Below are 24,801 nucleotides of genomic sequence, written 5' to 3'. Positions count from 1 at the left end.
GAACCTCCCCAGGCTCTACGGGACACCCTCCGATACCGATTGCGCACGGGCACAGAAAGAGCATGGCGACGGGGTTTACACCTCGCATTCGCCCTCTTTAAATCCTTTTCGCATCGGTACACAAGTTTGAGGACTTGCTGTTAAGAGGGAATCTCAATTACTGCATAAATATGATGAGCAGAGCACTCATCCAGAAAGCTTCCAGCGGATTCCCAACTTATCGGGAATCCACACATACGTCAAATGGCAATCTTATTTATACAAAAATGTGCTATACAACACCTAATTTAATGATTTTTAAGAAAATAATGGCATTTTAAATGCCAGGGAAACGTACCGGTCGTCATAATTGAGTGTGATCTGTCTCACTATATCGACGGCGAGACATTATCCTTCTGTGCTGAATTGTTTTTTCATTGCAGTTTTTTAAACTGGTTTTTGTTTGATTTGCGGTGACTAATACTGTTTTATGCCCTGGTAAAGATAATGGCAAATCAGCGGCTATATATAAGGAAAACTCATTACCATAAGGATGAATTAAATTGCAGTTATCTTGAGTGTTTATGCAATGAGATAGGCAGCCGCGTTGACGATTGATCCAGGTCATCGCCGTCGGTAGCTAAAAATGGCAGGCTTGGCCCCTTTCTTAAGGCCGGTCTATCAGATTATGCAGTTACAAAAATTAGTCAATATGTTTGGTGGGGATCTTATGCGCCGCTATGGTGAAAAGGTTCATAAACTGACGCTGCATGGTGGATTTAACTGCCCAAATCGCGATGGCACTATTGGTCGCGGCGGCTGTACGTTCTGTAATGTGGCCTCTTTTGCCGATGAAGAGCAGCAGCACCGCTCGATTGCGGAACAGCTGGCCCATCAGGCGCAGCGGGTGAATCGCGCAAAGCGCTATCTGGCCTATTTCCAGGCTTATACCAGCACTTTTGCCGAGGTGCAGGTGCTGCGCGCCATGTATCAGCAGGCGGTCAGCCAGGCGAATATTGTCGGGCTATGCGTAGGGACTCGCCCGGACTGCGTCCCCGGCGCGGTACTGGATCTGCTGACTGAATATCGGGAGCAGGGGTATGAAGTCTGGCTCGAGCTGGGTTTACAGACCGCGCATGATAAAACGCTGCACCGAATCAATCGCGGCCACGATTTTGCCTGCTATCAGCGAACCACCCGTCTGGCACGCGAACGCGGCCTCAAAGTGTGTAGCCACCTTATCGTGGGCCTGCCGGGCGAAGGGCAGCGCGAATGTCTGGAGACCTTAGCGCAGGTGGTAGAGACCGGCGTAGACGGCATTAAGCTGCATCCACTTCATATTGTGAAGGGCAGTATCATGGCCAGGGCGTGGCAGGCCGGCAGGTTAAACGGTATTGCGCTGGAAGCGTATACGGTCACTGCAGGAGAGATGATTCGCCATACTCCGCCAGACGTGATTTATCACCGTATCTCCGCCAGCGCCCGACGCCCGACGTTGCTGGCGCCGCTGTGGTGTGAGAACCGTTGGACCGGGATGGTTGAGCTGGATAAATATCTCAATGAATACGGCGTGCAGGGGTCAGCCATCGGGCGTTGCTGGATCTCTCCGGCTGCTGCCGAATAACGTCTTTTCCGGCTGACGGCTCTCCACCGTCAGGCGCGTAACTACAATCCTTCCCGCATTTTTGGCACAACTTACAGCGTCTTGCTCAGAATTGAGTATTATTGTGCGAAGTTGTCGCGAAGGAATCCCTTATGAAGCAAATCCGTATGCTGGCGCAGTATTATGTTGACCTGATGATGAAGCTGGGTCTGGTGCGCTTTTCAATGCTGCTGGCCTTTGCGCTGGTGGTGCTGGCGATCGTTGTGCAGATGGCCGTGACGATGGTGCTGCACGGCCAGGTGGAAAGTATTGATGTGATCCGCTCCATCTTCTTTGGTTTGCTGATTACCCCGTGGGCGGTCTATTTCCTGTCGGTGGTGGTTGAGCAGCTGGAAGAGTCCCGGCAGCGCCTCTCGAGGCTGGTGGAGAAACTGGAGGAGATGCGCGAACGCGATCTCAAGCTGAATGTGCAGCTTAAGGACAACATCGCCCAGCTTAATCAGGAAATCGGCGAACGTGAAAAGGCGGAAGCGGAACGTGAAACGACGCTTGAGCAGCTGAAAATTGAGATGAAAGAGCGTGAAGAGGCGCAAATTCAGCTGGAACAGCAATCCTCCTTCTTGCGCTCCTTCCTGGATGCCTCTCCGGACCTGGTTTTCTATCGTAATGAAGATAAAGAGTTTTCTGGCTGTAACCGAGCGATGGAACTGTTGACCGGTAAAAGTGAAAAGCAGCTTATTCATCTTAAGCCGCAGGATGTTTACAGCGAAGAGGTGGCGGAGAAAGTGCTGGAGACGGATGAGAAAGTCTTCCGCCATAACGTATCGCTCACCTACGAGCAGTGGCTGGATTATCCGGACGGGCGCAAGGCCTGCTTTGAAATCCGCAAAGTGCCTTATTATGACCGCGTCGGTAAGCGGCGCGGCCTGATGGGGTTTGGCCGCGATATTACGGAGCGTAAGCGCTATCAGGACGCGCTGGAGCGGGCCAGCCGTGATAAGACCACCTTTATCTCAACGATCAGCCACGAGCTGCGTACGCCGCTTAACGGCATCGTAGGCCTTAGCCGAATCCTTCTGGATACCGATCTTACCGATGAACAGGAAAGATACCTGAAAACCATCCACGTCTCAGCGGTAACGCTGGGTAATATCTTCAATGATATTATTGAGATGGATAAGATGGAGCGGCGTAAAATTCAGCTGGATAACCAGCCGGTGGACTTTACCGGCTTCCTGGCCGACCTGGAAAACCTCTCCGGCCTGCAGGCGCAGCAGAAAGGCCTGCATTTTGTGCTGGACCCCACGCTTCCGCTGCCGCATAAAGTGATCACCGACGGAACGCGTTTGCGCCAAATCTTGTGGAATCTTATTAGTAATGCCGTGAAATTTACTCCGCAAGGCGGGAATGTGAACGTCCGCGTGCGCTATGACGAAGGCGATATCCTGCACTTTGAAGTAGAAGATTCAGGGATTGGCATCCCTGAAGCGGAACAGGATAAAATTTTCGCCATGTATTACCAGGTGAAAGATAGCCAGGGCGGCAAGCCAGCGACGGGCACCGGCATCGGCCTCGCCGTATCGCGGCGCCTGGCGAGGAATATGGGCGGTGATATTTGCGTTACCAGCCTCCCGGGTAAAGGCGCGACTTTTACGCTTACCGTACACGCTCCGGCCGTAGCTGAAGAGGTCGAGGACACGCTGGCAGAAGATGAAATGCCATTACCTGCGCTGAACGTGCTGCTGGTGGAAGATATTGAGCTCAACGTGATCGTGGCGCGCTCGGTACTGGAGAAGCTGGGCAACAGCGTGGATGTGGCGATGACCGGCAAGGCTGCGCTGGAGATGTTTGTACCCGGCGAGTACGATCTGGTTCTGCTTGATATTCAGCTGCCGGATATGACTGGACTCGATATTTCTCGTCAGCTGAAACAACGCTTTGCCGCCGATGAGCTCCCGCCGCTGGTGGCGCTTACCGCTAACGTGCTGAAGAACAAGAATGAGTATCTGGATGCGGGAATGGATGATGTTCTTAGTAAGCCATTATCGGTTCCGGCATTAACCGCGATTATCAAAAAATTCTGGGATGCGCCGGAAGAAGAGGAGAATGCAATGCCATCTGTAGATAGCAGTAAATCGGCTTCTGTACTGGATATTCCGATGCTTGAGCAGTATATCGAACTGGTAGGGCCGAAGCTGATTAATGACGGTCTGGCCGTTTTTGAAAGAATGATGCCGGGCTACCTGGCAGTCCTGGAATCCAATTTAACCGCTCGCGACCAGAAAGGCATTGTCGATGAGGGGCATAAGATTAAAGGGGCTGCGGGCTCAATCGGTTTGCGCCATATCCAGCAGTTAGGGCAGCAGATTCAAACGCCGGATTTACCTGCGTGGTCGGATAACGTGGGTGAATGGGTTGAAGAGATGAAATCAGAGTGGCAAAACGATGTCGCGGTGCTGAAAGCGTGGGTCGCGGCGGCAGATAAAAAATGACCCCGGATAAACCGGGGTGCGCGAATACTGCGCCAACACCAGGGAACTGGTCGTTACGCCAGAATCATTTGAGTGATTTTTTTACACGGCGCAACCTGAGGATTTGGCTTACTCGCTCATTAAGATAGCAAACCTTAAATAGTTTGTTACATGAAACAGTAAAATATGTGAAGCATAGCGAGTAATTCAAAATTTTTGACTGCTTTCATAAACTTGTACTAAGGGGCTGATGTGATGAAGAAAATTGGTGTGGTGCTGAGCGGCTGCGGCGTTTATGACGGAAGTGAAATTCATGAAGCCGTCATTACTCTGCTGGCAATAGCCCGCAGCGGCGCTCAGGCCATCTGCTATGCGCCAGATAAAGTGCAAACCGATGTTATCAATCACCTGACCGGTGAAGCGCAGGCGGAAAGCCGTAATGTGCTCGTGGAAGCGGCGCGTATCGCACGCGGAGAGATTCAGCCTTTGGCCAATGCCCGAGCGGATGCGCTGGATGCGCTGATCGTCCCCGGCGGTTTTGGTGCAGCAAAGAACCTCAGCAGCTTTGCTTCACAGGGGAGCGAATGTGAAGTCGATCGCGATCTCAAGGCGCTGGCGCTGGCGATGCATCAGGCGGGTAAACCGTTGGGCTTTATCTGTATCGCTCCGGCACTGTTGCCGAAAATATTTGCTATACCGCTACGCGTGACCATTGGTACCGATCTTGATACTGCCGACGCGGTTGAAGAGATGGGGGCTGAACACGTGCCTTGCCCGGTCGACGATATTGTGGTGGATGAAGACAACAAAGTGGTGACGACCCCCGCGTATATGCTGGCGCAGAACATCGCCGAAGCGGCGAGCGGCATTGAAAAACTGGTCTCTCGCGTATTGGTTCTGACGGCATGACATTTCGCTTTTCGCCGTTGCGGTTAATTAAGCGCTTTGTGCTGAGGCTATTGTTGGCTTGTGCGGTGCTCTGGGGCGGCGGGATTGCCCTGTTTAGCTTCGTACCTGTTCCTTTTTCGGCGGTGATGCTGGAGCGACAGGTCGGCGCCTGGCTTTCAGGGGATTTTCATTACCTCGCCCATTCCGACTGGGTGGACATGGATGAAATTTCGCCGTGGATGGGGCTGGCGGTTATTGCCGCAGAAGATCAGAAATTCCCGGAACACTGGGGATTTGACGTCACGGCCATTGAGAAGGCGCTGGCGCATAATGAACGCAATGAGAACCGCATTCGCGGCGCCTCAACCCTGTCGCAACAGACGGCAAAAAACCTGTTTCTGTGGGACGGCCGCAGCTGGCTGAGAAAAGGGCTGGAGGCGGGACTGACCGTCGGCATTGAGACGGTATGGAGTAAAAAGCGGATCCTCACGGTCTATCTCAATATTGCTGAATTTGGTGAGGGGACGTTTGGCGTTGAAGCCGCGTCGCAGCGCTATTTTCACAAACCGGCTAGTAAACTGACGGCTTCCGAAGCCGCGCTGCTCGCTGCGGTGCTGCCTAACCCAATACGCTTCCGCGCCGATGCGCCATCGGGTTATGTTCGCAGCCGTCAGGCGTGGATCCTGCGCCAGATGAGGCAGTTAGGTGGGGAAGGGTTTATGCAGGCGAATAAGCTGCATTGATGATTTCACAACCGGTAACCCGGAAGGCACGCTGCCACCGGGGAATGAAAGCTAATCCTCATCAAACCCGGCGTTGAACAGCGCGATAACCGCTGCCAGCGCCTCCACTTCCTGTGGGCCGTTGGCTTCAATCTCGATCTGACGCCCTTTAGCTGAATCGAGCATCAGCAGCGCAATCACGCTATTTGCTTCCGCTTCGGTACCTTCATCATTACGCAGCAGCACCTCGGCATCATAGTTCTGCATTAATTCAAACAGCTTCATCGCCGGGCGAGCGTGCATGCCCAGCTTATTGGTGATTTCAACGGTTTGCTTAACGGTCATGATTTGCGTTTTTCCAGCGTCCGATGACGAGACTGCACGTTCTTACCGCGCGAGCGGAAGTAGTCAGCCAGCTGTTCGGCGATGTAAACCGAACGGTGTTTACCACCGGTACAACCAATGGCCACCGTCAAATAGCTGCGGTTATTGGTCTCCAGCATAGGTAACCATAGCTCAAGATAGCTGCGGGTCTGGTAGATAAAATTGTGAACTTCCGTGTGCCGGTCGAGGAAGGCGGCAACGGGCTTATCGAGGCCGGTCATGGGACGAAGCTTCGGATCCCAGTGCGGGTTCGGCAGAAAGCGCACGTCAAAAACGTAGTCGGCATCGATAGGTATACCGTGCTTAAAGCCAAAGGATTCAAACACCATCGTCAGTTCGCGCTCGCGTTTGCCTAATAAACGCGTGCGCAGCATTTCTGCCAGCTCATGCACCGACATTTCTGAGGTATCGACGATCAGGTCGGCGCGGGAACGCAGAGGCTCCAGCAGGTCGCTCTCTTCATCGATGGCGCTTTCCAGCGACAGGTTTTTACTGGACAGAGGATGTAAACGACGCGTGTCGCTGTAGCGGCGAATCAGGGTGTTACGATCGGCATCCAGGAACAGCAGCTGAGGTGAAAATTCTGCGGGCAGATTTTTCATCGCCTGCTCGAAGATTTCCGGCGACTCGGGCATGTTACGCACGTCAATGCTGACGGCTGCCGAGATGTTTCTGTCGGCGAGCGAGCGCGCCAGCTCGGGCAACAGCACAACCGGCAGGTTATCGACGCAGTAAAAACCCATATCTTCCAGCGCTCGCAGGGCGACGGATTTCCCCGACCCTGAACGGCCGCTGACGATCATCAGTACCATGTACCGTTTCTCCTCAGTACGAAAAAGAGTAAGGTGCGACTTCCGTTACGCCTCATTATTACTTCCCGCTTCAGTAATGATTTCATACAGCTCTTCATCACTTTGCGCAGCGCGCAGGCGGCGGCAAATAGTTTTATCTGCCAGACGTTTCGCCACCAGCGAGAGCGTATGCAGATGCGTTTTAGTTTGATCGGCCGGGACAAGAAGGGCAAACAGCAGATCGACGGGTTGATTGTCGATAGCATCGAAGGCAATTGGGGTTTCCAACTGAACAAAAACGCCCACGGCCCGCAGCGTATCCTCTTCGAGTTTACCGTGTGGGATCGCAATACCGTTGCCAATCCCGGTACTGCCCATTTTCTCACGGGTGAGGATCGCCTCGAAGACGATCTGGGGCGGTAAGCCTAACTGCTTTGCCGCCAGCTCGCTGATGATTTCCAGCGCGCGTTTTTTGCTCTGGCAGTGAACCTGGCTACGGGTACATTCCTGGTTAAGGACATTGCTCAGTTGTAGAGCCGAATCGTTATTTATCATAATTTCACCTGAGCTCTCCTGGCCAACCGCCTGCGGGCGGTTGGCGTAGGCTATTGCCCGGACAATTAGTGTTGTTTCAGTTTATCTTTATGTTTTGTTAGCTGTCTTGCCAGCTTATCGATAAGACCATCGATCGCAGCATACATATCCTGCCCTTCCGCACTGGCATGGATTTCACCACCGTTGACATGCAGATTGGCGTCCGCTATTTGCGTCACCTTCTCCACTTTTAACACAATGTAGACCTGGTTGATCCTGTCGAAAAACTGCTCCAGTTTGCTGAACTTCGCGGTAACGAAATCGCGCATCGCGGGGGTTATTTCAACGTTGTGTCCTGTAATGTTGAGCTGCATAGTGTCTTCCTTATCGGTTGGGTCAAACCAGCTGCTTACGCTGATTTGACGGCGGAATGGATAAAGACTCTCGGTACTTAGCAACGGTTCGCCGCGCCACCATAATACCCTGATCGGATAGCAGGGTGGTGAGCTTACTGTCACTCAATGGTTTCGCGGGGTTTTCCGCGGCGATTAATTTCTTCACCAGCGCACGAATGGCCGTCGACGATGCTTCGCCGCCGCCTTCGGTGTTCACATGGCTGGAGAAGAAATACTTCAGCTCAAAAATACCGCGCGGACTGTGCAGGTATTTTTGCGTAGTAACGCGTGAAATGGTGGATTCATGCATTTCGACGGCCTGAGCGATGTCCGCCAGCACCATCGGTTTCATAAACTCTTCACCTTGTTCAAAAAAAGCCTGCTGCTGTTCGACAATGCAGCGGCTGACGCGCAGAAGGGTGTCGTTGCGGCTCTCGAGGCTCTTGATAAGCCAGCGCGCTTCCTGCAGGTTGCTGCGGATAAACTGGCCGTCAGCGTCATTGCGCGTACTGTTACCCATGGCGGCATAGTGCTGGTTGATCTTCAGGCGCGGAAGGCTATCTGAATTGAGCTCAACGACCCAACGATCGTTCACTTTACGCACCAGAACGTCAGGAATGACATATTCTGGCTCGCCAGTCTGGATCGACTGGCCCGGGCGCGGATCCAGCGATTGGATCAGATTTACCGCTTCCTTTAGCACGTCTTCTTTGAGGCGGGTCACGCGCATCAGGCTACGGAAGTCGTGATTGGCAAGCAGATCAAGGTGTTCGCTGATGATCAGGCGAGCTTCATCAATCCACGGCGTCTCTTTGGCAAACTGTGAAAGCTGAACCAGCAGGCAATCGCGTAAATCTTTTGCCGCTACGCCGACGGGATCGAAACGCTGAATGCGCTTGAGAACCGCTTCTACTTCTTCAAGCCCGATTTCATCATCGCCAATACTTTCCACGATGTCTTCGACAGGAACGGTCAGGTAGCCAGTATCATCAACGGCATCGACGATAGAGGTCGCGATCGCGCGATCGGTATCGGTGAAGGGCGTCAGTTCAACCTGCCACATCAGATAATCCTGCAGGCTTTGCGTGGTCTCGCCCTGGTAGACGGGCAGTTCATCATCCTGGTAATCAACGCCGTTGCCTGACGGCGTTCCGGCGGTGTAAATCTCATCCCAGCTGGCATCAAGCGGCAGCTCTTCGGGCATGTCTTTCTGCTCAAGGGCATCGACGGTATCCAGAGACTCACGATCTTCGGCCTCTTTGGTTTCTACCTCATCGTGAAGATCGGTTTGCTCCAGCAACGGGTTGCTGTCCAGCGCCTGCTGGAGTTCTTGCTGGAGTTCTAACGTGGACAGCTGCAGTAGACGAATCGCCTGCTGCAGTTGTGGCGTCATGGCAAGCTGTTGGCTTAGCCTTAATTGCAAACCTTGCTTCATATTCAGGGCCAATATCTCCGGCTAAAACGTCTGTAACCTCTACCCTATCAGAGTCTGAAGTCTTCCCCAAGATACACGCGCTTAACCTGCTCGTCTTCAAGGATTTGCTGTGGCGTACCGTGAGCTATCAGGTGGCCCTGGCTGACGATATAAGCACGCTCACACACGGCCAGCGTTTCCCGGACGTTATGGTCGGTTATCAGGACGCCAAGACCGCTGTCGCGCAGGTGTTCAATAATGCGTTTGATATCAATGACGGAGATGGGGTCCACGCCGGCGAAGGGTTCATCCAGCAGGATAAATTTCGGGTTAGCGGCCAGCGCGCGGGCGATCTCGACGCGGCGGCGTTCACCACCGGAGAGCGCCTGGCCGAGGCTATCGCGCAGATGCTCAATGTGAAACTCCTCCATCAGCTCTTTCGCCCGGTCTTCACGCTGCTCGTTGCTCAGGTCGTCGCGAATCTGCAGTACCGCCATCAGGTTATCGTAAACGCTCAGGCGGCGGAATATGGAGGCCTCCTGCGGCAAATAGCCGATTCCGCGACGCGCGCGCGCGTGCAGGGGCAGCAGGCTGATATCTTCATCATCGATGATAATGTTGCCGGCGTCGCGCGGTACGATACCAACGACCATATAGAACGTGGTGGTTTTACCGGCACCGTTCGGACCGAGCAGACCAACAATCTCGCCCGAATTCACGGTCAGGCTGACGTCTTCTACAACGCGGCGGCCTTTATAGGCTTTAGCAAGATTCTTTGCAGTTAATGTTGCCATAACGAATTACTTACCCTTCTTTGACTGATCGCTACCCTTGTCCTGCAGCTGCGAAGGAACCAGAACCGTGGTCACGCGCCCGCCTTTATTGCTGAAGGCCTGCATTTTTTGCTCTTTCACCAGGTAAGTGATTTTGTCGCCCTGGATATTGCTATCGATCTGTTCCAGATGCGCATTGCCGGTCAGGACGACAAAGTCGTTTTGCAGTTCATAATGCATTTTCGACGCGCGGCCTTTTACCGGCTTACCGTTGTCCTGCATCTGGTAGAAGGTGGCCGGGTTACCGTAGCCATCAATAACCTCTTTGCCTTTCTCTCCACCCGGACGGGTCACAACAACTTTGTCGGCGTTGATTTTGATCGTTCCCTGAGTGACGACAACATTCCCCGTAAAGGTGACGACGTTGCCCTGCATATCCAGCGACTGCTGATCGGATTCAATGTGAATCGGCTGATCGGTATCACCTGTCTTTGCCTGTGCCGACAGGCTGGCGGCCAGTAAGGCGCTGGCGAGCGCAATCTTAAGGCTGAGTTTGTTTGTTCTGAATTTCATATGAGGTTCTAACCTTTTCAATCAGCTCGGCATTTTTACTGCGCAGGTTCCCGCGCATTTTCAGGCCGCTGGAATTAAATGTTGTTCCGTACAACGTCACCATGTCATCGGAGGTAACATCCTGCGTCACCAGGTTTATCTGGGCGTTATCCGTCGTAATTTTGCGCAGTTGAGAATCCGCCGTCAGCGCATTTACCTCAACGTGCCCGTAAAGATACAGCATGCGGTCATTCGTCAACTTAGCTTTATCCGCTTTGATAGACCAGGTTGGTACTTTATTGGTATCAAAGGTGGTCATCACCGGTTTTGTGAACCACGAGAGCTGCTGTTCGGAAAAATACTCCACGTGTTCCGCGATGAGCCGGTAGTTAAGCGCCCCTTCGGGACTATACACGACGGTATCAGTATGCTCGCTGGTATACGTTGGATCGTCAGGATTGATCGCTTGCTGGGTGGTATCGTCCGTACTCGCCAGGTTCAGGCCGATCAGGATCAGCGCGACCAGCGACAGTAAAATGATAACCCAACGTCTGGTTTTACTCATATAGATTGCCCTTTGGCCTCATCCAGCTTGCCCTGCGCCAATAGTAGCAAATCGCACACTTCGCGTACCGCTCCGCGACCCCCGTTGATACGAGTAACGTAATCCGCGCGCGGGAGCAGCAGCGGATGCGCATCGGCTACCGCTATGCTTAAACCCACTTCAGCCATCACCGGCCAGTCGATCAGATCGTCGCCAATATAAGCGACTTCATCCGCGCTAACGGCCAGTTTATTGAGTAGTTCACGAAACGCCAGCAGCTTATCCGACTGCCCCTGGTAGAGATGCGTAATGCCCAGCGTTTGGCAGCGATCTTCCACCAGTTTAGCGTTTCGCCCGGTAATTATCGCCACTTCAATATCTGAAGTCAGGGCGCAGCGGATACCGTAGCCGTCGCGCACGTTAAACGCCTTCAGCTCTTCGCCGTTGTTACCCATATAGATAAGACCGTCGGACAAAACGCCGTCTACATCAAGTATCAATAAACGGATCTTCGCCGCCCGGTCAAGAAAGTCCTGGCTTACCGGCCCGTAGCAGGTCGCTATCAGGGCATCAGCATTATTCATTATTTTTTCCTTACTTACACTACGCCCGCGCGCAGGAGATCGTGCATATGTATCACACCTACCAGACGGTCGCCATCAGCAACCAGCACGCAGGTGATATGACGGGACTGCATCAGGTTCAGCGCATCAACGGCCAGCGTGCCGGGACGGATGCGGATTCCGCCTCGCGTCATCACTTCGGCAATACTGGCGTTACGCATATCAATGCCGGTATCAAATACGCGGCGCAGATCGCCATCGGTGAAGATGCCGATGATATTCATTTCATCATCGCAAATGGCGGTCATGCCTAAATTTTTGCGCGTGATTTCCAGCAACGCATCGCGGAGCGTGGCCTCCAGGCCAACGTGCGGAATTTCATCGCCGGTGTGCATGATATCATTGACCCGCAGCAGTAGCTTACGACCCAGAGCGCCGCCAGGGTGCGATAGCGCAAAATCTTCAGCGGTAAAACCGCGGGCTTCCAGCAGCGCTACGGCAAGGGCATCGCCCATGACCAGCGCGGCGGTGGTGCTTGACGTGGGGGCCAGCCCTAACGGGCAGGCCTCTTTGGGCACCTTCACGCACAGATGAATATCCGCCGCGCGCGCCATGCTGCTTTCCGGTCGGCTGGTGATACAAATCAGCGCCACCTGCTGGCGCTTAAGCACCGGAATCAGGGCGAGGATTTCATTTGACTCGCCCGAGTTGGATAGCGCGATCACCACGTCGCATGGAGTTACCATGCCTAAATCGCCGTGCGCGGCTTCACCGGGATGAACGAAGAAAGATGACGTTCCGGTACTGGCGAAAGTGGCTGCCATTTTTCGCCCGATATGGCCGGATTTCCCCATTCCCATCACCACAACTTTACCGGTACAGCGGAAAATGGTCTCACAGGCACGGGTAAAATCTTCATTAATGTATTGATCGAGCTGGGCCAGACCTTCACGTTCAATGTCCAGAACCTCGCGGCCTGCCCGTTGAAAGTCAAAATCCGCTGGCAAATCTATTTGCGACATAATGTTATCCCGAATCATTCAACGAAGAGCGGCGCTGTCCAGTACAGCATCGCTAACCAAAGCACAAAACCACCCAGCAGCAGGGCACCGGCAAGGCGACCGGGCTGCTGCTTACGGCGCCAGCACAGCGCGGCGAAGATCAGGCTGACCAGCAGCATGACGCCATAATCGCGGGTAAAGGCCTCGGCGGCAAAAGTGCCTGGCGCAATCAGCGCGGGGAGCCCGAGGACCAGTACAATATTAAGAATATTAGCGCCAATGATATTGCCGATAGCGATGTCATTTTCGCCTTTTCGCGCTCCGGCGATGGCCGTGGCCAGTTCGGGCAGGCTGGTGCCGATAGCGACGACCGTTAAGCCGACGGTCAGTTCGCTGATAGCAAAAAAGTTTGCCAGCACCGTGGCGTTATCGACCACCATCCGCGTAGCCATCGGCATCACAATCATCGCGACGCCCAACCAGAGCAGCGCGACGGGAAGCGAGCCTTCTCGCGGCAGCTCCGCCAGCTGTTCACGGGTCAGGCTGTCGTTACCCTGGCGTTCCGCAAGGCGGGCAATTTTAAGGGTAAACAGCAGCCACAGTATGGCCAGCGCCAGCAAAAAAAGGCCGTCTATCCGCGTAAGCTGGCCGTCGTACAGCACAAAACCTGCCAGTAAACTGACCAGCAACATTAACGGCAATTCGCGGCGCAGGATATCAGAATGCACGGTAAAAGGTTGAAACAGCGCGGTGAGGCCGAGGATCAGCAGGATATTGGTGATATTCGATCCGAGAGCGGTGCCGATCGCCAGATCGGTTTGCCCATGCAGGGAAGCGGCGGCGGAAACAATCACTTCCGGCAAACTGGTACCGATGCTGACTACCGTCATGCCAATAATCAGGGGAGGGATCCCCAGCATACGGCAGAGTATTGAAGCGGCGTAGACCAGACGATCGGCGCTGTAGACAACCAGCAATAAACCAATAATTAACAGAGCCGTCGCTAAGAGCATCTAAAGTCCTTTCTTCAGGTATAATCGTCGCCTCGCTGGCCGTCCGTAGGCAGCGTAACGAATTCTTAATTTTGACTTTATGTGTGCCAAAAGTAAAACAAATGCCAGCTTTCGCTAACCCGGGCGGGTAAGATTCTGTAAAAATGTTGGGTTTGTGGTGAAAGAAAGCGCCATGCTTAGCCCGACGGGTGTCTAGTAAGGATGATTTTATGAGCCAGAGTTCGGCGAATCTAGTCGAAGTGCGCGGTATTCGCTTCTCGAGGGGCGATCGCGTGATCTTCGATGATATCTCGCTATCGGTACCCCGCGGCAAGATCACCGCGATAATGGGGCCATCAGGGATCGGCAAAACCACCCTGTTACGTCTCATCGGCGGTCAAATCCCGCCCGATAAAGGCGAGATCCTGTTTGATGGTGAAAACGTACCGCAGATGTCGCGTTCGCGCCTGTATACCGTCCGCAAGCGCATGAGCATGCTGTTTCAGTCCGGCGCGCTGTTCACCGATCTGAATGTGTTCGATAACGTCGCTTATCCGCTGCGCGAGCATACGCGTTTGCCGGAAGCGCTGCTGCACACCACGGTGATGATGAAGCTGGAAGCCGTTGGGCTACGCGGAGCCGCGAAGCTGATGCCTTCTGAGCTTTCCGGCGGCATGGCGCGCCGTGCCGCCCTGGCGAGGGCGATTGCGCTCGAACCTGATTTAATCATGTTCGATGAGCCCTTTGTCGGGCAGGACCCCATTACGATGGGGGTGCTGGTGAAGCTGATTTCTGAACTCAATAGCACCCTGGGTGTCACCTGTATCGTGGTTTCGCATGATGTGCCGGAGGTGCTCAGCATCGCGGACTTTGCATATATCGTGGCGGACAAAAAGGTCGTAGCGCATGGGAGCGCGCAGTCGCTGCGTGAAAATGCCGACCCTCGGGTCCGTCAGTTCATTGATGGTATCGCCGACGGCCCGGTGCCGTTCCGCTATCCGGCGGGGGATTATCATCATGATTTATTGGGCAAAGGGAGTTAAGCGACTCATGTTGTTAAATGCGCTAGCCGCGCTTGGGCATCGCGGTATAAAAACTATCGCGACGTTCGGGCGTGCTGGATTAATGCTCTTCAACGCGGTTGTGGGCAAGCCTGAGTTTCGCAAGCATGCGCCGCTGCTGGTGCGTCAGCTATACAACGTTGGCGTGCTATCGATGCTGATCATCATTGTATCGGGGCTGTTTATCGGTATGGTGCTGGGTCTGCAGGGCTATCTGGTGTTGACCACCTATAGCGCCGAAACCAGTCTGGGCATGCTGGTGGCGCTGTCGCTGCTGCGTGAGCTGGGGCCGGTGGTCGCCGCGCTGCTGTTTGCCGGGCGTGCCGGCTCGGCGCTGACTGCTGAAATTGGCCTGATGCGCGCAACGGAACAGCTCTCCAGTATGGAGATGATGGCGGTCGACCCGCTTCGCCGCGTGATCTCTCCGCGTTTCTGGGCGGGGGTGATTTCACTGCCGTTGTTAACGATTATTTTTGTGGCGGTCGGCGTATGGGGCGGCTCGCTGGTTGGTGTCAGCTGGAAGGGCATCGATGGCGGCTTCTTCTGGAGCGCGATGCAAAATGCCGTTGACTGGCGGATGGATCTGGTTAACTGCCTGATTAAGAGCCTGGTTTTCGCCATTACGGTAACATGGATCGCGTTATTTAACGGTTATGACGCTATCCCCACTTCCGCCGGGATTAGCCGGGCGACGACGCGTACCGTGGTGCATGCGTCGCTGGCGGTTCTGGGGCTGGATTTTGTGCTGACTGCGCTGATGTTTGGGAATTGAGTTCATGCAAACGAGAAAAAATGAAATCTGGGTAGGGGTGTTTTTACTGGTTGCGCTGCTGGCCGCGCTGTTTGTCTGCCTGAAGGCGGCAAACGTAACCTCTTTACGTACCGAACCGACTTATCGGCTCTATGCCACTTTTGACAATATCGGCGGTCTCAAAGCGCGCTCTCCGGTGCGGATTGGCGGCGTTGTCGTTGGACGTGTGGCGGATATTACGCTCGATCCTAAGACCTACCTGCCTCGCGTCGCGCTCGATATTGATGAGCGCTACAACCATATTCCGGATACCAGCTCGCTGGCGATCCGAACTTCCGGTCTGCTGGGCGAACAGTACCTGGCGATGAATATCGGGTTTGAAGATCCTGAGCTGGGAACCACTATCCTTAAAGATGGCGGTACCATTCAGGACACCAAATCCGCAATGGTGCTGGAAGATTTGATAGGCCAGTTCCTTTATAACAGTAAAGGTAGCGACAATAAGAATTCTGGCGATGAACAGGCTGCTGGAGAGAGTCATACTGACGCTACGCCGCCAGCCGGCACGACGCACTAATTTCAGGAGAGTTAAGATATGTTTAAACGCTTACTAATGGTCGCCATGCTGGTGATTGCACCTTTGACTGCGGCCACCGCCGCGGATCAGTCCAATCCGTACAAGCTGATGGACGAAGCGGCGCAGAAAACCTTCGATCGCCTCAAGAACGAGCAGCCGAAGATTCAGGCTAATCCGAACTACCTGCGCGATATCGTCGATCAGGAACTGCTGCCCTATGTTCAGGTGAAATACGCCGGCGCGCTGGTGTTAGGTCGTTATTACAAAGAAGCGACCCCGGCGCAGCGTGAAGCCTATTTTGCCGCCTTCCGCGAATATCTGAAGCAGGCCTATGGCCAGGCGCTGGCGATGTATCACGGTCAGACCTATCAGATTGCCCCTGAGCAGCCGTTGGGCAGCGCGACCATTGTTCCTATCCGCGTCACCATCCTTGATCCGAATGGCCGTCCGCCGGTGCGCCTGGATTTCCAGTGGCGTAAAAATACCCAGACCGGTAACTGGCAGGCGTACGACATGATTGCGGAAGGGGTGAGCATGATCACCACTAAACAAAACGAGTGGAGCGATCTGCTGCGTACTAAAGGCGTTGATGGTCTGACGGCGCAGCTGAAGGCAAGCTCAGCGCAGCCGATTACTCTGGAACAGAAAAAATAATGACCGGGCAGCTGAGCTGGGCTCGCGATGGTGAGACGCTGGCGCTGCGCGGAGAGCTGGACCAGGATCTTCTGGTCCCGCTGTGGGAAGCGCGCGCGCAGGCGACGGATGGCGTGTCTGCCATCGACCTGAGCGCCGTGACCCGCGTGGACACCGCCGGGCTGGCGCTATTAGTGCATTTTATCGCACTGATTCGTCGGCAGGGTGGGGAGGCTAAATTGACCGGGAAGAGTGAAAATCTGCAAACCCTGGTCAGGTTGTATAACCTTCCTGCTGATATGATCCCATAACTTTTTCAGTGCCTTAGTGCTGAAGCTATTCTGAAAGCCCCATCAAACTTTTCGATGGGGCTTTTTGCTTGTTTAAGACGGCGCCACTTTCCTCTAAGATGTTGGGCTGTTTTCACTATCAGATAAATGTAGCCCATGGAAAATCATGAAATTCAGACCGTGCTGATGAACGCACTCTCCCTTCAGGAAGTCCACGTCTCTGGCGATGGCAGCCACTTTCAGGTTATTGCTGTGGGTGAGATGTTCGACGGCATGAGTCGGGTCAAGAAGCAACAGGCTATCTATGCCCCGCTGATGGAATATATTGCCGATAACCGCATCCATGCTCTGTCGATTAAAGCGTTTACTCCGCAGGAGTGGGCGCGAGACCGCAAACTTAATGGCTTATAAGCTGTGGGGATGTTCCCCGCAGCGTATGTGAATTCTTAACAGAGAACAGAATCAATGGATAAATTCCGTGTTCAGGGGCCAACTCGTCTTCAGGGCGAGGTCACCATTTCCGGCGCGAAAAACGCCGCCCTGCCAATCCTCTTTGCCGCGCTATTAGCCGAAGAGCCGATTGAGATCCAAAACGTACCGAAGCTGAAAGACATCGATACCACCATGAAGCTGCTGAGCCAGCTGGGCGCGAACGTTAAGCGCAACGGCTCCGTATGGATCGATGCCGGCCCGGTCGACGTTTTCTGTGCTCCGTATGACCTCGTCAAAACCATGCGCGCGTCTATTTGGGCGCTGGGACCGCTGGTGGCGCGTTTTGGCCAGGGGCAGGTTTCTCTTCCCGGCGGCTGCGCCATCGGCGCGCGCCCCGTTGATTTACACATTACCGGCCTTGAGCAGCTGGGTGCGGAAATCAAGCTGGAAGAAGGTTATGTCAAGGCGTCGGTTAATGGACGTCTGAAAGGCGCGCATATTGTGATGGATAAGGTCAGCGTTGGCGCTACCGTGACCATCATGAGCGCTGCGACGCTGGCGGAAGGTACGACCGTTATCGAAAACGCCGCGCGCGAGCCGGAAATTGTCGATACCGCGAACTTTCTCAACACGCTGGGTGCGAAGATCAAAGGTCAGGGTACCGATCGTATCACCATCGAAGGCGTAGCGCGCCTCGGCGGCGGCGTCTACCGCGTTCTGCCGGATCGTATTGAAACCGGGACGTTCCTGGTGGCGGCGGCGATTTCTGGCGGTAAGATCCTGTGCCGCAATGCCCAGCCGGATACCCTTGATGCGGTTCTGGCCAAGCTACGCGACGCCGGTGCGGATATCGAAACGGGCGAAGACTGGATTAGCCTGGACATGCACGGCAATCGTCCGAAGGCCGTCAACGTGCGTACTGCCCCACACCCAGGCTTCCCGACCGACATGCAGGCTCAGTTCACCTTGCTGAATCTGGTTGCCGAGGGCACCGGCGTGATCACCGAGACGATCTTCGAAAACCGTTTCATGCATATCCCGGAACTGATCCGTATGGGCGCGCATGCGGAAATCGAAAGCAATACGGCGATTTGCCACGGCGTGAAGCAGCTTTCTGGCGCCCAGGTGATGGCGACGGATCTGCGTGCGTCAGCCAGCCTGGTACTGGCGGGCTGTATTGCGGAAGGTACGACGATTGTCGATCGTATTTACCACATTGACCGCGGCTACGAACGTATCGAAGACAAGCTTCAGGCGCTTGGTGCGAATATCGAACGCGTCAAAGGCGAATAAGCCGTAGCAGCAGCCCTCTGACGTTTGTCCGGGGGCTGTTGTCTGCAACCTCGCTTTACTTGTTGTTCTTCCTTGGGCGCATCATTTGCGTTCTGTCGATAAACTGATGGGTATGGGGATCGTGATAGCGCGATGGCCATATTACCCACGGATCGGTTTCCAGCGCGTTAGCAATAATCAGCTCGCCCTTGGGCCAGGGCCGGGTCAGCGCATTGGCGAGCGTTGAAGAACTTAAACCATTACGCCGCGATTCAGCTGCCAGCGACGTCCCTTTTTTGCGTAATCCGGCAATAATATCCGCCGGATGCCAGTCGATGAACTTATCCATAAATTCTCCTGGTAATAAACATGCCTGGCGTCCTTAATGGACGACAAAATGACTATACCGCGGGTTCCAGTAATGTTCTAACAAGTTCTTTTAATGGATTTGATATTAGGAATATATCAAGGGATACGGCTGGATCTTGGTTTTTTTTGACGCTTACTGGAACTTTCCCGCGGTTTGCGCGGGAAAGCATAGAGGAGGGTTAGTGATCGCGTTGCACAGCGATGTGGGCAAGACCGATTAGCGCTTCACGCCACGGAGAATCGGGAAGGACCTGAAGCGCGGCAATCGCTTTATCAGCCTCTTCCTCCGCGCGTTTTTGGGTCCATTCCAGCGAGCCGCAGGTTGCCATCGTTTCCAGTACGGCGTCGAGAAGATGACGGCCATTACCCTGCTCAATCGCCCCACGGATCATGGCGGACTGTTCTGCGTTGCCGTGTTGCATAGCATGCAGCAGCGGAAGGGTGGGTTTGCCTTCATTCAGATCGTCGCCGACGTTTTTACCCAGACGCTCACCGTCTGAACTGTAGTCAAGCAGATCGTCGATCAGCTGGAAAGCGGTACCCAGATAGCGTCCGTAGTCCTGTAACGCTTTCTCTTGTTCCGCGCTGCAGTCGGCCAGAATGCCGGAGCACTGGGCTGCGGCTTCAAACAAACGTGCGGTCTTGCTGTAAATGACCCGCATGTAGTTTTCTTCAGTGATATCCGGGTCGTTAACGTTCATCAGCTGCAGGACTTCGCCTTCGGCAATGACGTTAACGGCTTCCGACATCACTTCCAGCACTCTCAATGACCCAAGGCTGGTCATCATCTGAAAGGCGCGGGTGTAGATAAAATCACCGACCAGCACGCTAGCCGCATTGCCAAAAGCGGCGTTTGCGGTGGCTTTTCCCCGGCGCATATCAGACTCATCGACGACATCATCATGCAGCAGGGTGGCGGTATGGATAAATTCGATCAGCGCGGCAATGGCGACGTGAGCGTTTCCCTGATATCCAACGGCACGCGCGGCCAGTACGGCAATCATCGGGCGAATGCGTTTACCGCCTCCGCTAACAATGTAATAGCCTAACTGATTGATAAGCTGAACATCAGAGTCGAGTTGCTCAAGAATTGTCGCATTGACGCCCGCCATATCCTGCGCGGTTAACTCATTGATTTTTTCTAAATTCATCGCAAAAGCCGGGCCAAATGTCCTGTTACCGCGTATCCGAATGGGATCACAGAAGGATTAAGATAGAATTAAAAGAAGCTATGATTGTACTGAAAAATTGCCGTAGTTAAACGCTGGAGTGAAAGTTGTGTTTTTTTTCTGCGTTGATCGCTGATCGCTCTTGTCAAAGGCTCGCGTTTTGCGTAATATTCGCGCCCTATTGTGAATATTTATAGCGCACTCTGAATCATACGAAGAGGTGCGCGGAAGCGGAGTTTTATATGTACGCGGTTTTCCAAAGTGGTGGTAAACAACACCGAGTAAGCGAAGGTCAAACCATTCGCCTGGAAAAGCTGGACATCGCAACTGGCGAAGCTGTTGAGTTCGCAGAAGTGCTGATGATCGCAAACGGTGAAGAAATTAAAATCGGCGTTCCTTTCGTTGAGGGCGGCGTAATCAAAGCTGAAGTTGTTGCACACGGTCGTGGCGAGAAAGTTAAAATCGTTAAGTTTCGTCGTCGTAAACACTACCGTAAGCAGCAGGGCCATCGTCAGTGGTTCACTGATGTGAAAATTACTGGCATCAGCGCCTAAGACCTGAGGAGAGATTTAAATGGCACATAAAAAGGCTGGCGGCTCAACTCGTAACGGTCGCGATTCAGAAGCTAAACGCCTGGGCGTTAAGCGTTTCGGTGGCGAATCCGTTCTGGCGGGTAGCATCATCGTTCGTCAACGTGGTACCAAATTCCACGCTGGCACTAACGTAGGTTGCGGTCGTGACCACACTCTGTTTGCTAAAGCAGACGGTAAAGTGAAATTCGAAGTTAAAGGCCCGAACAACCGTAAATACATCAGCATCGTTGCTGAGTAAGTTTTTCGTGGTCCGGTAACGGATTAAAGCCCCGCAACGTGTTGCGGGGCTTTTTACATTGAAACCCCGGAAAATTTTCTGCAGGGAAAACGGGCATGAAGCAGCAGGCCGGCATCGGCATTATTTTAGCGCTCACCACGGCGATGTGCTGGGGTGCCCTGCCGATAGCAATGAAGCAGGTTCTTGAAGTGATGGAACCGCCGACGGTGGTGTTTTACCGCTTTTTGATGGCAAGTTTTGGTCTTGGCGCTATCCTCGCCATGAAAAGAAAGCTGCCCCCGCTGCGGATTTTTCGCAAGCCGCGGTGGTTGGTACTGCTGGTCATTGCGACAGCGGGTTTGTTCGGTAACTTCATTCTGTTTAGTTCTTCCTTGCAATATCTCAGCCCCACCGCTTCCCAGGTGATTGGCCAGCTGTCTCCGGTCGGCATGATGGTGGCCAGCGTTTTTGTCCTTAAAGAGAAAATGCGCGGCACTCAGGTTGTGGGAGCGCTGATGCTGGTGAGCGGTCTGGTGATGTTTTTTAACACCAGCCTGATCGAGATTTTTACCCGCCTGACGGACTATACGTGGGGGGTAATTTTCGGCGTAGGGGCGGCGACGGTGTGGGTGTGCTACGGCGTCGCGCAAAAGGTGTTATTGCGCCGTCTGGCATCACAGCAAATCCTTTTTTTGCTGTACACTTTATGTACGATATCGCTATTGCCATTAGCGAAGCCTTCGCAGGTGCTGGCATTAAGCGACTGGCAGCTGGCCTGTCTGGTTTTTTGCGGGCTCAATACGCTGGTCGGCTACGGCGCCCTGGCGGAAGCGATGGCGCGCTGGCAGGCGGCGCAGGTGAGCGCGTTGATTACCTTAACGCCGCTGTTTACGCTGCTGTTTTCAGATTTATTATCACTGGCCTGGCCCGACGTTTTCGCCAGACCGCTGTTGAACCTGATGGGTTATCTCGGTGCGTTTGTCGTGGTTGCGGGCGCGATGTATTCCGCCGTCGGTCATCGTCTTTGGGGACGATGGCGTAAGCGAGAAGCGGTTGTGCCGCTCCCCCGCTCAGGCGAATGATTTACGGAGAGTAAAATGAAGTTTGTTGATGAAGCAACGATCCTGGTCGTAGCAGGCGATGGCGGCAATGGTTGCGTTAGCTTCCGCCGCGAAAAATATATCCCGAGAGGCGGCCCGGACGGCGGTGACGGCGGTGACGGCGGCGACGTCTGGCTTGAGGCGGACGAAAACCTCAACACCCTGATCGACTACCGTTTTGAGAAGTCTTTCCGCGCTGAGCGCGGGCAGAACGGTCAGAGCCGTGACTGTACCGGTAAACGCGGTAAAGACGTAACGGTGAAGGTACCGGTAGGGACTCGCGTCATCGATCAGGGCACCGGTGAGACGATGGGTGATATGACCAGGCACGGTCAGCGCCTGATGGTCGCCAAAGGCGGCTGGCACGGTCTGGGTAACACCCGTTTCAAATCGTCCGTTAACCGTACTCCACGTCAAAAGACGATGGGAACGCCGGGCGATAAGCGCGATCTGCAGCTGGAGCTGATGCTGCTGGCGGACGTCGGCATGCTGGGAATGCCGAATGCGGGTAAATCGACCTTTATTCGTGCCGTTTCCGCCGCGAAGCCTAAAGTCGCTGACTATCCGTTTACTACGCTGGTGCCGAGCCTCGGCGTGGTGCGTATGGACAACGAGAAGAGCTTCGTGGTGGCGGATATCCCGGGGCTGATTGAAGGCGCCGCTGAAGGCGCGGGTCTCGGTATTCGCTTCCTGAAGCACCTGGAGCGCTGCCGCGTGCTGCTGCATCTCATCGATATCGAGCCGATTGATGGTTCCGATCCGGTGGAGAACGCGCGGATTATTATCGGTGAGCTGGAAAAATACAGTGAGAAACTGGCTTCTAAGCCGCGCTGGCTGGTCTTTAACAAGATTGACCTGATGGACAAAGCTGAGGCGGAAGCGAAAGCGAAAGCTATCGCGCAGGCGCTGGGCTGGGAAGATAAGTTCTACCTGATTTCGGCGGCCAGCCAGCAGGGCGTAAAAGACCTGTGCTGGGACGTGATGACCTTTATCATCGAAAACCCGATTGTGCATGCGGAAGAAGCGAAGCCTGCCGAAAAAGTCGAGTTTATGTGGGACGACTATCACCGCCAGCAGCTTGAAGAAGCTGAAGTGGAAGATGATGAAGACTGGGATGATGATTGGGACGAAGACGACGAAGAAGGCGTCGAATTCATCTACAAACGTTAATCCTGAACAAACGAAAAGGGCCGCCAATGATGCGGCCCTTTTGCTTTAGTTGTTCTGATAGAGGTCTTTGTACAATCGGCTTTCGAACCGCACCAGTGGAATGCGGCGATTACGCTGGTCGGCCGGAGGCACGGCGTAGCCAGACAGGTATTGCACGAACGCCATCTTCTGCCCGCTGGCCGTCGTGATGAAACCGGCCAGGTTATACACCCCCTGCAGTGAGCCCGTTTTCGCCGAGACTTTGCCATCGACACCTGCCTGATGCAGGCCTGCGCGGTACTGCAGAGAACCATCATGGCCGGCCAGAGGCAGCATCGAGATAAAGTTGAGTTCATTATCGTGCTGGGCGATGTACTGCAGCACCTGCATCATCGTCGCGGGTGCGATGAGGTTATGGCGCGACAGACCTGAGCCATCGGCAATGATGGTATTCCCGAGATCGACGCCGGCCTGCTGACGTAAGATCTGCCGTACCGCATCGGAACCGGCTCGCCAGGTACCCGGTACGCTGAAGCGAGCGTGCCCAATGGTGCGGAATACCGTATCGGCGATCATGTTGTCCGATTTTTTCAGCATAATACGCAGCAGATCGTGCAGCGGCGCAGATTGTGTACTTGCCAGGACGGTACCCGGATCGTTTGCCAGCGTCTGGCGCAGCAGCGTACCGCTCCAGGTGATGTCGGCGTCGGTCAGCTCAGCTTTCAGAATCGCACCGGCGTAGCTGGCGCCATCCTGAATGGCAAAAGCCAGCGGCAGCGGCTCGCTGCGCTGCGGCAGACAGCCGGTCAGGGTGTAACGGTTCAGGTCGCCGGGAACCACGTCAAGCTCACAGTACTGGGCTTCAGAAGAGCCCCGGGGCAGCGTACGCACCTGGCTGAACATGGTCACCGGGTAGTAAGACGCCACGCGAATAAACGCCAGATCGCCCGGCTTTTGCGCGCTATAGAGCGAGATGGAGAAGCAGTTCCGATCGACAATCGCCGCCGCCGGCGGGGCGCTAAAGCACTGCGTCATATCGTTCCATGGCCAGCCAGGCGCTTTGTCATGGCTGGCGAAGATGGAGGTATCGATCAGCACATTACCTTCAATTCGCTGGACGCCTGCTTTCTTCAGCGTGGCCACCATATTACGAATATCCTGACGCCTGAGGGTAGGATCGCCGCCAAAGCGCGCAATGAGGTCGCCTTTCAGGACGCCGCCATCGAGGCTGCCTTTCGTTTCCAGCGTCGTGGTGAAGCGGAAGTCCGGACCCAGCTGCAGCAGCGCGGCAAGCGCGGTTATCACTTTTTGGGTGCTGGCGGGGAGCGCCATCTGCTGGCTATGGTAGTCTATCTCCGGCGTCGGGGATCCCACCTTCTGCGCCATAAAGGCAAGGTTTGCGCCCGCAGGAAGCTGATTGATGTACTCGTCAATATTCGCCGCCTGAGCGCTAAGCGCTATACCGGCAGTCAATCCGATGATAAATCTGGAAAATCGCATAATCTCGCGCTAACAACCTGAAACCAGTCCGTCATACTACGGTGCATCGCCCTGTAAAGTAAACGATGACCCATAGTGAACT

At 54.3% G+C, this 24,801-nt stretch carries 29 protein-coding genes; 15 read left to right on the top strand and 14 right to left on the bottom strand.

Annotation, left to right across the window (positions count from 1 at the left end; translation table 11 throughout):
- The first annotated feature begins 667 nt into the window (after positions 1–667).
- The 4 genes from ACESQ2_RS17165 (at position 668) to mtgA (ending at position 5,684) form a co-directional block, all read left to right on the top strand.
- Positions 668–1,603 (top strand): TIGR01212 family radical SAM protein, encoded by a 936-nt coding sequence (locus ACESQ2_RS17165; protein WP_224260265.1) that lies wholly within the window; start codon positions 668–670, stop codon positions 1,601–1,603.
- A 131-nt stretch (positions 1,604–1,734) separates the two neighbouring features.
- Positions 1,735–4,074, top strand: a complete 2,340-nt coding sequence (arcB, locus tag ACESQ2_RS17160; protein ID WP_014226986.1) for an aerobic respiration two-component sensor histidine kinase ArcB — start codon at positions 1,735–1,737, stop codon at positions 4,072–4,074.
- A 234-nt stretch (positions 4,075–4,308) separates the two neighbouring features.
- Complete coding sequence (gene elbB, locus ACESQ2_RS17155; protein ID WP_014226985.1) at positions 4,309–4,962, top strand: isoprenoid biosynthesis glyoxalase ElbB; 654 nt, start codon at positions 4,309–4,311, stop codon at positions 4,960–4,962.
- Positions 4,959–5,684: a monofunctional biosynthetic peptidoglycan transglycosylase gene (gene mtgA / locus ACESQ2_RS17150; protein ID WP_014226984.1), complete on the top strand. Its 726-nt coding sequence runs from the start codon at positions 4,959–4,961 to the stop codon at positions 5,682–5,684. The genes elbB and mtgA overlap by 4 nt, the downstream gene beginning before the upstream one ends.
- Before the next feature lie 51 nt (positions 5,685–5,735).
- Here mtgA and npr read toward each other — a convergent pair whose 3' ends face one another.
- The 11 genes from npr to ACESQ2_RS17095 form a co-directional block, all read right to left on the bottom strand.
- Positions 5,736–6,008, bottom strand: coding sequence for a PTS phosphocarrier protein NPr (gene npr / locus ACESQ2_RS17145; RefSeq protein ID WP_004106170.1), 273 nt, complete (start codon positions 6,006–6,008; stop codon positions 5,736–5,738).
- The gene (gene rapZ / locus ACESQ2_RS17140) at positions 6,005–6,859 is read right to left on the bottom strand and encodes an RNase adapter RapZ (RefSeq protein WP_004106169.1); all 855 of its coding nucleotides are present in this window, start codon (positions 6,857–6,859) and stop codon (positions 6,005–6,007) included. The genes npr and rapZ overlap by 4 nt, the downstream gene beginning before the upstream one ends.
- A 45-nt stretch (positions 6,860–6,904) precedes the next feature.
- Entirely contained in the window at positions 6,905–7,393 is a 489-nt protein-coding gene (gene ptsN, locus ACESQ2_RS17135) for a PTS IIA-like nitrogen regulatory protein PtsN (protein ID WP_004854593.1), read from the bottom strand.
- Between the two features lie 65 nt (positions 7,394–7,458).
- On the bottom strand, positions 7,459–7,746 hold the full coding sequence (gene hpf, locus ACESQ2_RS17130) for a ribosome hibernation promoting factor (protein WP_004106167.1): 288 nt from the start codon (positions 7,744–7,746) through the stop codon (positions 7,459–7,461).
- A 22-nt stretch (positions 7,747–7,768) separates the two neighbouring features.
- Positions 7,769–9,202, bottom strand: coding sequence for an RNA polymerase factor sigma-54 (gene rpoN / locus ACESQ2_RS17125; protein ID WP_025108150.1), 1,434 nt, complete (start codon positions 9,200–9,202; stop codon positions 7,769–7,771).
- A 47-nt stretch (positions 9,203–9,249) separates the two neighbouring features.
- The gene (gene lptB / locus ACESQ2_RS17120; RefSeq protein WP_004125705.1) at positions 9,250–9,975 is read right to left on the bottom strand and encodes an LPS export ABC transporter ATP-binding protein; all 726 of its coding nucleotides are present in this window, start codon (positions 9,973–9,975) and stop codon (positions 9,250–9,252) included.
- A 6-nt stretch (positions 9,976–9,981) separates the two neighbouring features.
- Positions 9,982–10,527 carry a lipopolysaccharide ABC transporter substrate-binding protein LptA gene (gene lptA / locus ACESQ2_RS17115; protein WP_004125703.1) on the bottom strand — a complete coding sequence of 182 codons (546 nt, stop codon included), beginning with the start codon at positions 10,525–10,527 and terminating at the stop codon, positions 9,982–9,984.
- Positions 10,496–11,071: an LPS export ABC transporter periplasmic protein LptC gene (gene lptC, locus ACESQ2_RS17110; RefSeq protein WP_004854587.1), complete on the bottom strand. Its 576-nt coding sequence runs from the start codon at positions 11,069–11,071 to the stop codon at positions 10,496–10,498. The genes lptA and lptC overlap by 32 nt, the downstream gene beginning before the upstream one ends.
- Complete coding sequence (gene kdsC, locus ACESQ2_RS17105) at positions 11,068–11,634, bottom strand: 3-deoxy-manno-octulosonate-8-phosphatase KdsC (protein WP_004854584.1); 567 nt, start codon at positions 11,632–11,634, stop codon at positions 11,068–11,070. Before kdsC ends, lptC begins: the two co-directional genes overlap by 4 nt.
- A gap of 14 nt (positions 11,635–11,648) precedes the next feature.
- Entirely contained in the window at positions 11,649–12,653 is a 1,005-nt protein-coding gene (gene kdsD / locus ACESQ2_RS17100; protein ID WP_160741439.1) for an arabinose-5-phosphate isomerase KdsD, read from the bottom strand.
- Positions 12,650–13,627, bottom strand: coding sequence for a calcium/sodium antiporter (locus ACESQ2_RS17095; RefSeq protein WP_004854581.1), 978 nt, complete (start codon positions 13,625–13,627; stop codon positions 12,650–12,652). The genes kdsD and ACESQ2_RS17095 overlap by 4 nt, the downstream gene beginning before the upstream one ends.
- A gap of 209 nt (positions 13,628–13,836) precedes the next feature.
- Here ACESQ2_RS17095 and mlaF point away from each other — a divergent pair, with 209 nt between their 5' ends.
- The 7 genes from mlaF (at position 13,837) to murA (ending at position 18,643) form a co-directional block, all read left to right on the top strand.
- Positions 13,837–14,649 (top strand): phospholipid ABC transporter ATP-binding protein MlaF, encoded by an 813-nt coding sequence (gene mlaF / locus ACESQ2_RS17090; protein WP_004125691.1) that lies wholly within the window; start codon positions 13,837–13,839, stop codon positions 14,647–14,649.
- A gap of 7 nt (positions 14,650–14,656) precedes the next feature.
- A complete protein-coding gene (mlaE, locus tag ACESQ2_RS17085) occupies positions 14,657–15,439 on the top strand; it encodes a lipid asymmetry maintenance ABC transporter permease subunit MlaE (protein WP_004125690.1) in 783 nt (260 codons plus the stop codon).
- Positions 15,440–15,443: 4 nt separating this feature from the next.
- Positions 15,444–15,995 carry an outer membrane lipid asymmetry maintenance protein MlaD gene (gene mlaD / locus ACESQ2_RS17080; RefSeq protein ID WP_014226983.1) on the top strand — a complete coding sequence of 184 codons (552 nt, stop codon included), beginning with the start codon at positions 15,444–15,446 and terminating at the stop codon, positions 15,993–15,995.
- 18 nt (positions 15,996–16,013) lie between these two features.
- The gene (gene mlaC / locus ACESQ2_RS17075; RefSeq protein WP_004125682.1) at positions 16,014–16,649 is read left to right on the top strand and encodes a phospholipid-binding protein MlaC; all 636 of its coding nucleotides are present in this window, start codon (positions 16,014–16,016) and stop codon (positions 16,647–16,649) included.
- Positions 16,649–16,939, top strand: a complete 291-nt coding sequence (gene mlaB, locus ACESQ2_RS17070) for a lipid asymmetry maintenance protein MlaB (RefSeq protein ID WP_004854573.1) — start codon at positions 16,649–16,651, stop codon at positions 16,937–16,939. The genes mlaC and mlaB overlap by 1 nt, the downstream gene beginning before the upstream one ends.
- Positions 16,940–17,074: 135 nt before the next feature.
- Entirely contained in the window at positions 17,075–17,329 is a 255-nt protein-coding gene (gene ibaG, locus ACESQ2_RS17065; RefSeq protein ID WP_004106141.1) for a BolA family iron metabolism protein IbaG, read from the top strand.
- A 54-nt stretch (positions 17,330–17,383) separates the two neighbouring features.
- Positions 17,384–18,643, top strand: coding sequence for a UDP-N-acetylglucosamine 1-carboxyvinyltransferase (gene murA, locus ACESQ2_RS17060; RefSeq protein ID WP_004854569.1), 1,260 nt, complete (start codon positions 17,384–17,386; stop codon positions 18,641–18,643).
- A gap of 55 nt (positions 18,644–18,698) precedes the next feature.
- Here murA and sfsB read toward each other — a convergent pair whose 3' ends face one another.
- On the bottom strand, positions 18,699–18,971 hold the full coding sequence (sfsB, locus tag ACESQ2_RS17055) for a DNA-binding transcriptional regulator SfsB (RefSeq protein ID WP_004854566.1): 273 nt from the start codon (positions 18,969–18,971) through the stop codon (positions 18,699–18,701).
- Positions 18,972–19,170: 199 nt separating this feature from the next.
- Positions 19,171–20,142, bottom strand: a complete 972-nt coding sequence (gene ispB, locus ACESQ2_RS17050) for an octaprenyl diphosphate synthase (protein ID WP_004854564.1) — start codon at positions 20,140–20,142, stop codon at positions 19,171–19,173.
- Positions 20,143–20,402: 260 nt separating this feature from the next.
- Here ispB and rplU point away from each other — a divergent pair, with 260 nt between their 5' ends.
- The 4 genes from rplU to cgtA all read left to right on the top strand — a co-directional run bounded on the left by rplU (position 20,403) and on the right by cgtA (position 23,240).
- Entirely contained in the window at positions 20,403–20,714 is a 312-nt protein-coding gene (gene rplU / locus ACESQ2_RS17045; protein ID WP_004106123.1) for a 50S ribosomal protein L21, read from the top strand.
- 19 nt (positions 20,715–20,733) lie between these two features.
- Positions 20,734–20,991, top strand: coding sequence for a 50S ribosomal protein L27 (gene rpmA, locus ACESQ2_RS17040; protein WP_003861831.1), 258 nt, complete (start codon positions 20,734–20,736; stop codon positions 20,989–20,991).
- Between the two features lie 95 nt (positions 20,992–21,086).
- Positions 21,087–22,052 (top strand): DMT family transporter, encoded by a 966-nt coding sequence (locus ACESQ2_RS17035; protein WP_014226981.1) that lies wholly within the window; start codon positions 21,087–21,089, stop codon positions 22,050–22,052.
- 15 nt (positions 22,053–22,067) lie between these two features.
- Positions 22,068–23,240 (top strand): Obg family GTPase CgtA, encoded by a 1,173-nt coding sequence (cgtA, locus tag ACESQ2_RS17030; RefSeq protein WP_046878320.1) that lies wholly within the window; start codon positions 22,068–22,070, stop codon positions 23,238–23,240.
- A 45-nt stretch (positions 23,241–23,285) separates the two neighbouring features.
- Here cgtA and dacB read toward each other — a convergent pair whose 3' ends face one another.
- Complete coding sequence (gene dacB, locus ACESQ2_RS17025; RefSeq protein ID WP_004854556.1) at positions 23,286–24,719, bottom strand: serine-type D-Ala-D-Ala carboxypeptidase; 1,434 nt, start codon at positions 24,717–24,719, stop codon at positions 23,286–23,288.
- Positions 24,720–24,801 lie beyond the last annotated feature (82 nt).

Origin of the sequence: Klebsiella sp. Q11 (genome assembly GCF_964241505.1) — a bacterium.
Taxonomy (GTDB): domain Bacteria; phylum Pseudomonadota; class Gammaproteobacteria; order Enterobacterales; family Enterobacteriaceae; genus Klebsiella; species Klebsiella michiganensis.
This window is presented reverse-complemented; position numbering and strand designations above follow the sequence as displayed.

Excerpts from the sequence above, each read along its gene's own strand:
- ACESQ2_RS17165 (WP_224260265.1), top strand. The coding sequence starts at position 668 with ATGCAGTTACAAAAATTAGTCAATATGTTTGGTGGGGATCTTATGCGC.
- arcB (WP_014226986.1), top strand. The coding sequence starts at position 1,735 with ATGAAGCAAATCCGTATGCTGGCGCAGTATTATGTTGACCTGATGATG.
- elbB (WP_014226985.1), top strand. The coding sequence starts at position 4,309 with ATGAAGAAAATTGGTGTGGTGCTGAGCGGCTGCGGCGTTTATGACGGA.
- mtgA (WP_014226984.1), top strand. The coding sequence starts at position 4,959 with ATGACATTTCGCTTTTCGCCGTTGCGGTTAATTAAGCGCTTTGTGCTG.
- npr (WP_004106170.1), bottom strand. The coding sequence starts at position 6,008 with ATGACCGTTAAGCAAACCGTTGAAATCACCAATAAGCTGGGCATGCAC.
- rapZ (WP_004106169.1), bottom strand. The coding sequence starts at position 6,859 with ATGGTACTGATGATCGTCAGCGGCCGTTCAGGGTCGGGGAAATCCGTC.
- ptsN (WP_004854593.1), bottom strand. The coding sequence starts at position 7,393 with ATGATAAATAACGATTCGGCTCTACAACTGAGCAATGTCCTTAACCAG.
- hpf (WP_004106167.1), bottom strand. The coding sequence starts at position 7,746 with ATGCAGCTCAACATTACAGGACACAACGTTGAAATAACCCCCGCGATG.
- rpoN (WP_025108150.1), bottom strand. The coding sequence starts at position 9,202 with ATGAAGCAAGGTTTGCAATTAAGGCTAAGCCAACAGCTTGCCATGACG.
- lptB (WP_004125705.1), bottom strand. The coding sequence starts at position 9,975 with ATGGCAACATTAACTGCAAAGAATCTTGCTAAAGCCTATAAAGGCCGC.
- lptA (WP_004125703.1), bottom strand. The coding sequence starts at position 10,527 with ATGAAATTCAGAACAAACAAACTCAGCCTTAAGATTGCGCTCGCCAGC.
- lptC (WP_004854587.1), bottom strand. The coding sequence starts at position 11,071 with ATGAGTAAAACCAGACGTTGGGTTATCATTTTACTGTCGCTGGTCGCG.
- kdsC (WP_004854584.1), bottom strand. The coding sequence starts at position 11,634 with ATGAATAATGCTGATGCCCTGATAGCGACCTGCTACGGGCCGGTAAGC.
- kdsD (WP_160741439.1), bottom strand. The coding sequence starts at position 12,653 with ATGATTCGGGATAACATTATGTCGCAAATAGATTTGCCAGCGGATTTT.
- ACESQ2_RS17095 (WP_004854581.1), bottom strand. The coding sequence starts at position 13,627 with ATGCTCTTAGCGACGGCTCTGTTAATTATTGGTTTATTGCTGGTTGTC.
- mlaF (WP_004125691.1), top strand. The coding sequence starts at position 13,837 with ATGAGCCAGAGTTCGGCGAATCTAGTCGAAGTGCGCGGTATTCGCTTC.
- mlaE (WP_004125690.1), top strand. The coding sequence starts at position 14,657 with ATGTTGTTAAATGCGCTAGCCGCGCTTGGGCATCGCGGTATAAAAACT.
- mlaD (WP_014226983.1), top strand. The coding sequence starts at position 15,444 with ATGCAAACGAGAAAAAATGAAATCTGGGTAGGGGTGTTTTTACTGGTT.
- mlaC (WP_004125682.1), top strand. The coding sequence starts at position 16,014 with ATGTTTAAACGCTTACTAATGGTCGCCATGCTGGTGATTGCACCTTTG.
- mlaB (WP_004854573.1), top strand. The coding sequence starts at position 16,649 with ATGACCGGGCAGCTGAGCTGGGCTCGCGATGGTGAGACGCTGGCGCTG.
- ibaG (WP_004106141.1), top strand. The coding sequence starts at position 17,075 with ATGGAAAATCATGAAATTCAGACCGTGCTGATGAACGCACTCTCCCTT.
- murA (WP_004854569.1), top strand. The coding sequence starts at position 17,384 with ATGGATAAATTCCGTGTTCAGGGGCCAACTCGTCTTCAGGGCGAGGTC.
- sfsB (WP_004854566.1), bottom strand. The coding sequence starts at position 18,971 with ATGGATAAGTTCATCGACTGGCATCCGGCGGATATTATTGCCGGATTA.
- ispB (WP_004854564.1), bottom strand. The coding sequence starts at position 20,142 with ATGAATTTAGAAAAAATCAATGAGTTAACCGCGCAGGATATGGCGGGC.
- rplU (WP_004106123.1), top strand. The coding sequence starts at position 20,403 with ATGTACGCGGTTTTCCAAAGTGGTGGTAAACAACACCGAGTAAGCGAA.
- rpmA (WP_003861831.1), top strand. The coding sequence starts at position 20,734 with ATGGCACATAAAAAGGCTGGCGGCTCAACTCGTAACGGTCGCGATTCA.
- ACESQ2_RS17035 (WP_014226981.1), top strand. The coding sequence starts at position 21,087 with ATGAAGCAGCAGGCCGGCATCGGCATTATTTTAGCGCTCACCACGGCG.
- cgtA (WP_046878320.1), top strand. The coding sequence starts at position 22,068 with ATGAAGTTTGTTGATGAAGCAACGATCCTGGTCGTAGCAGGCGATGGC.
- dacB (WP_004854556.1), bottom strand. The coding sequence starts at position 24,719 with ATGCGATTTTCCAGATTTATCATCGGATTGACTGCCGGTATAGCGCTT.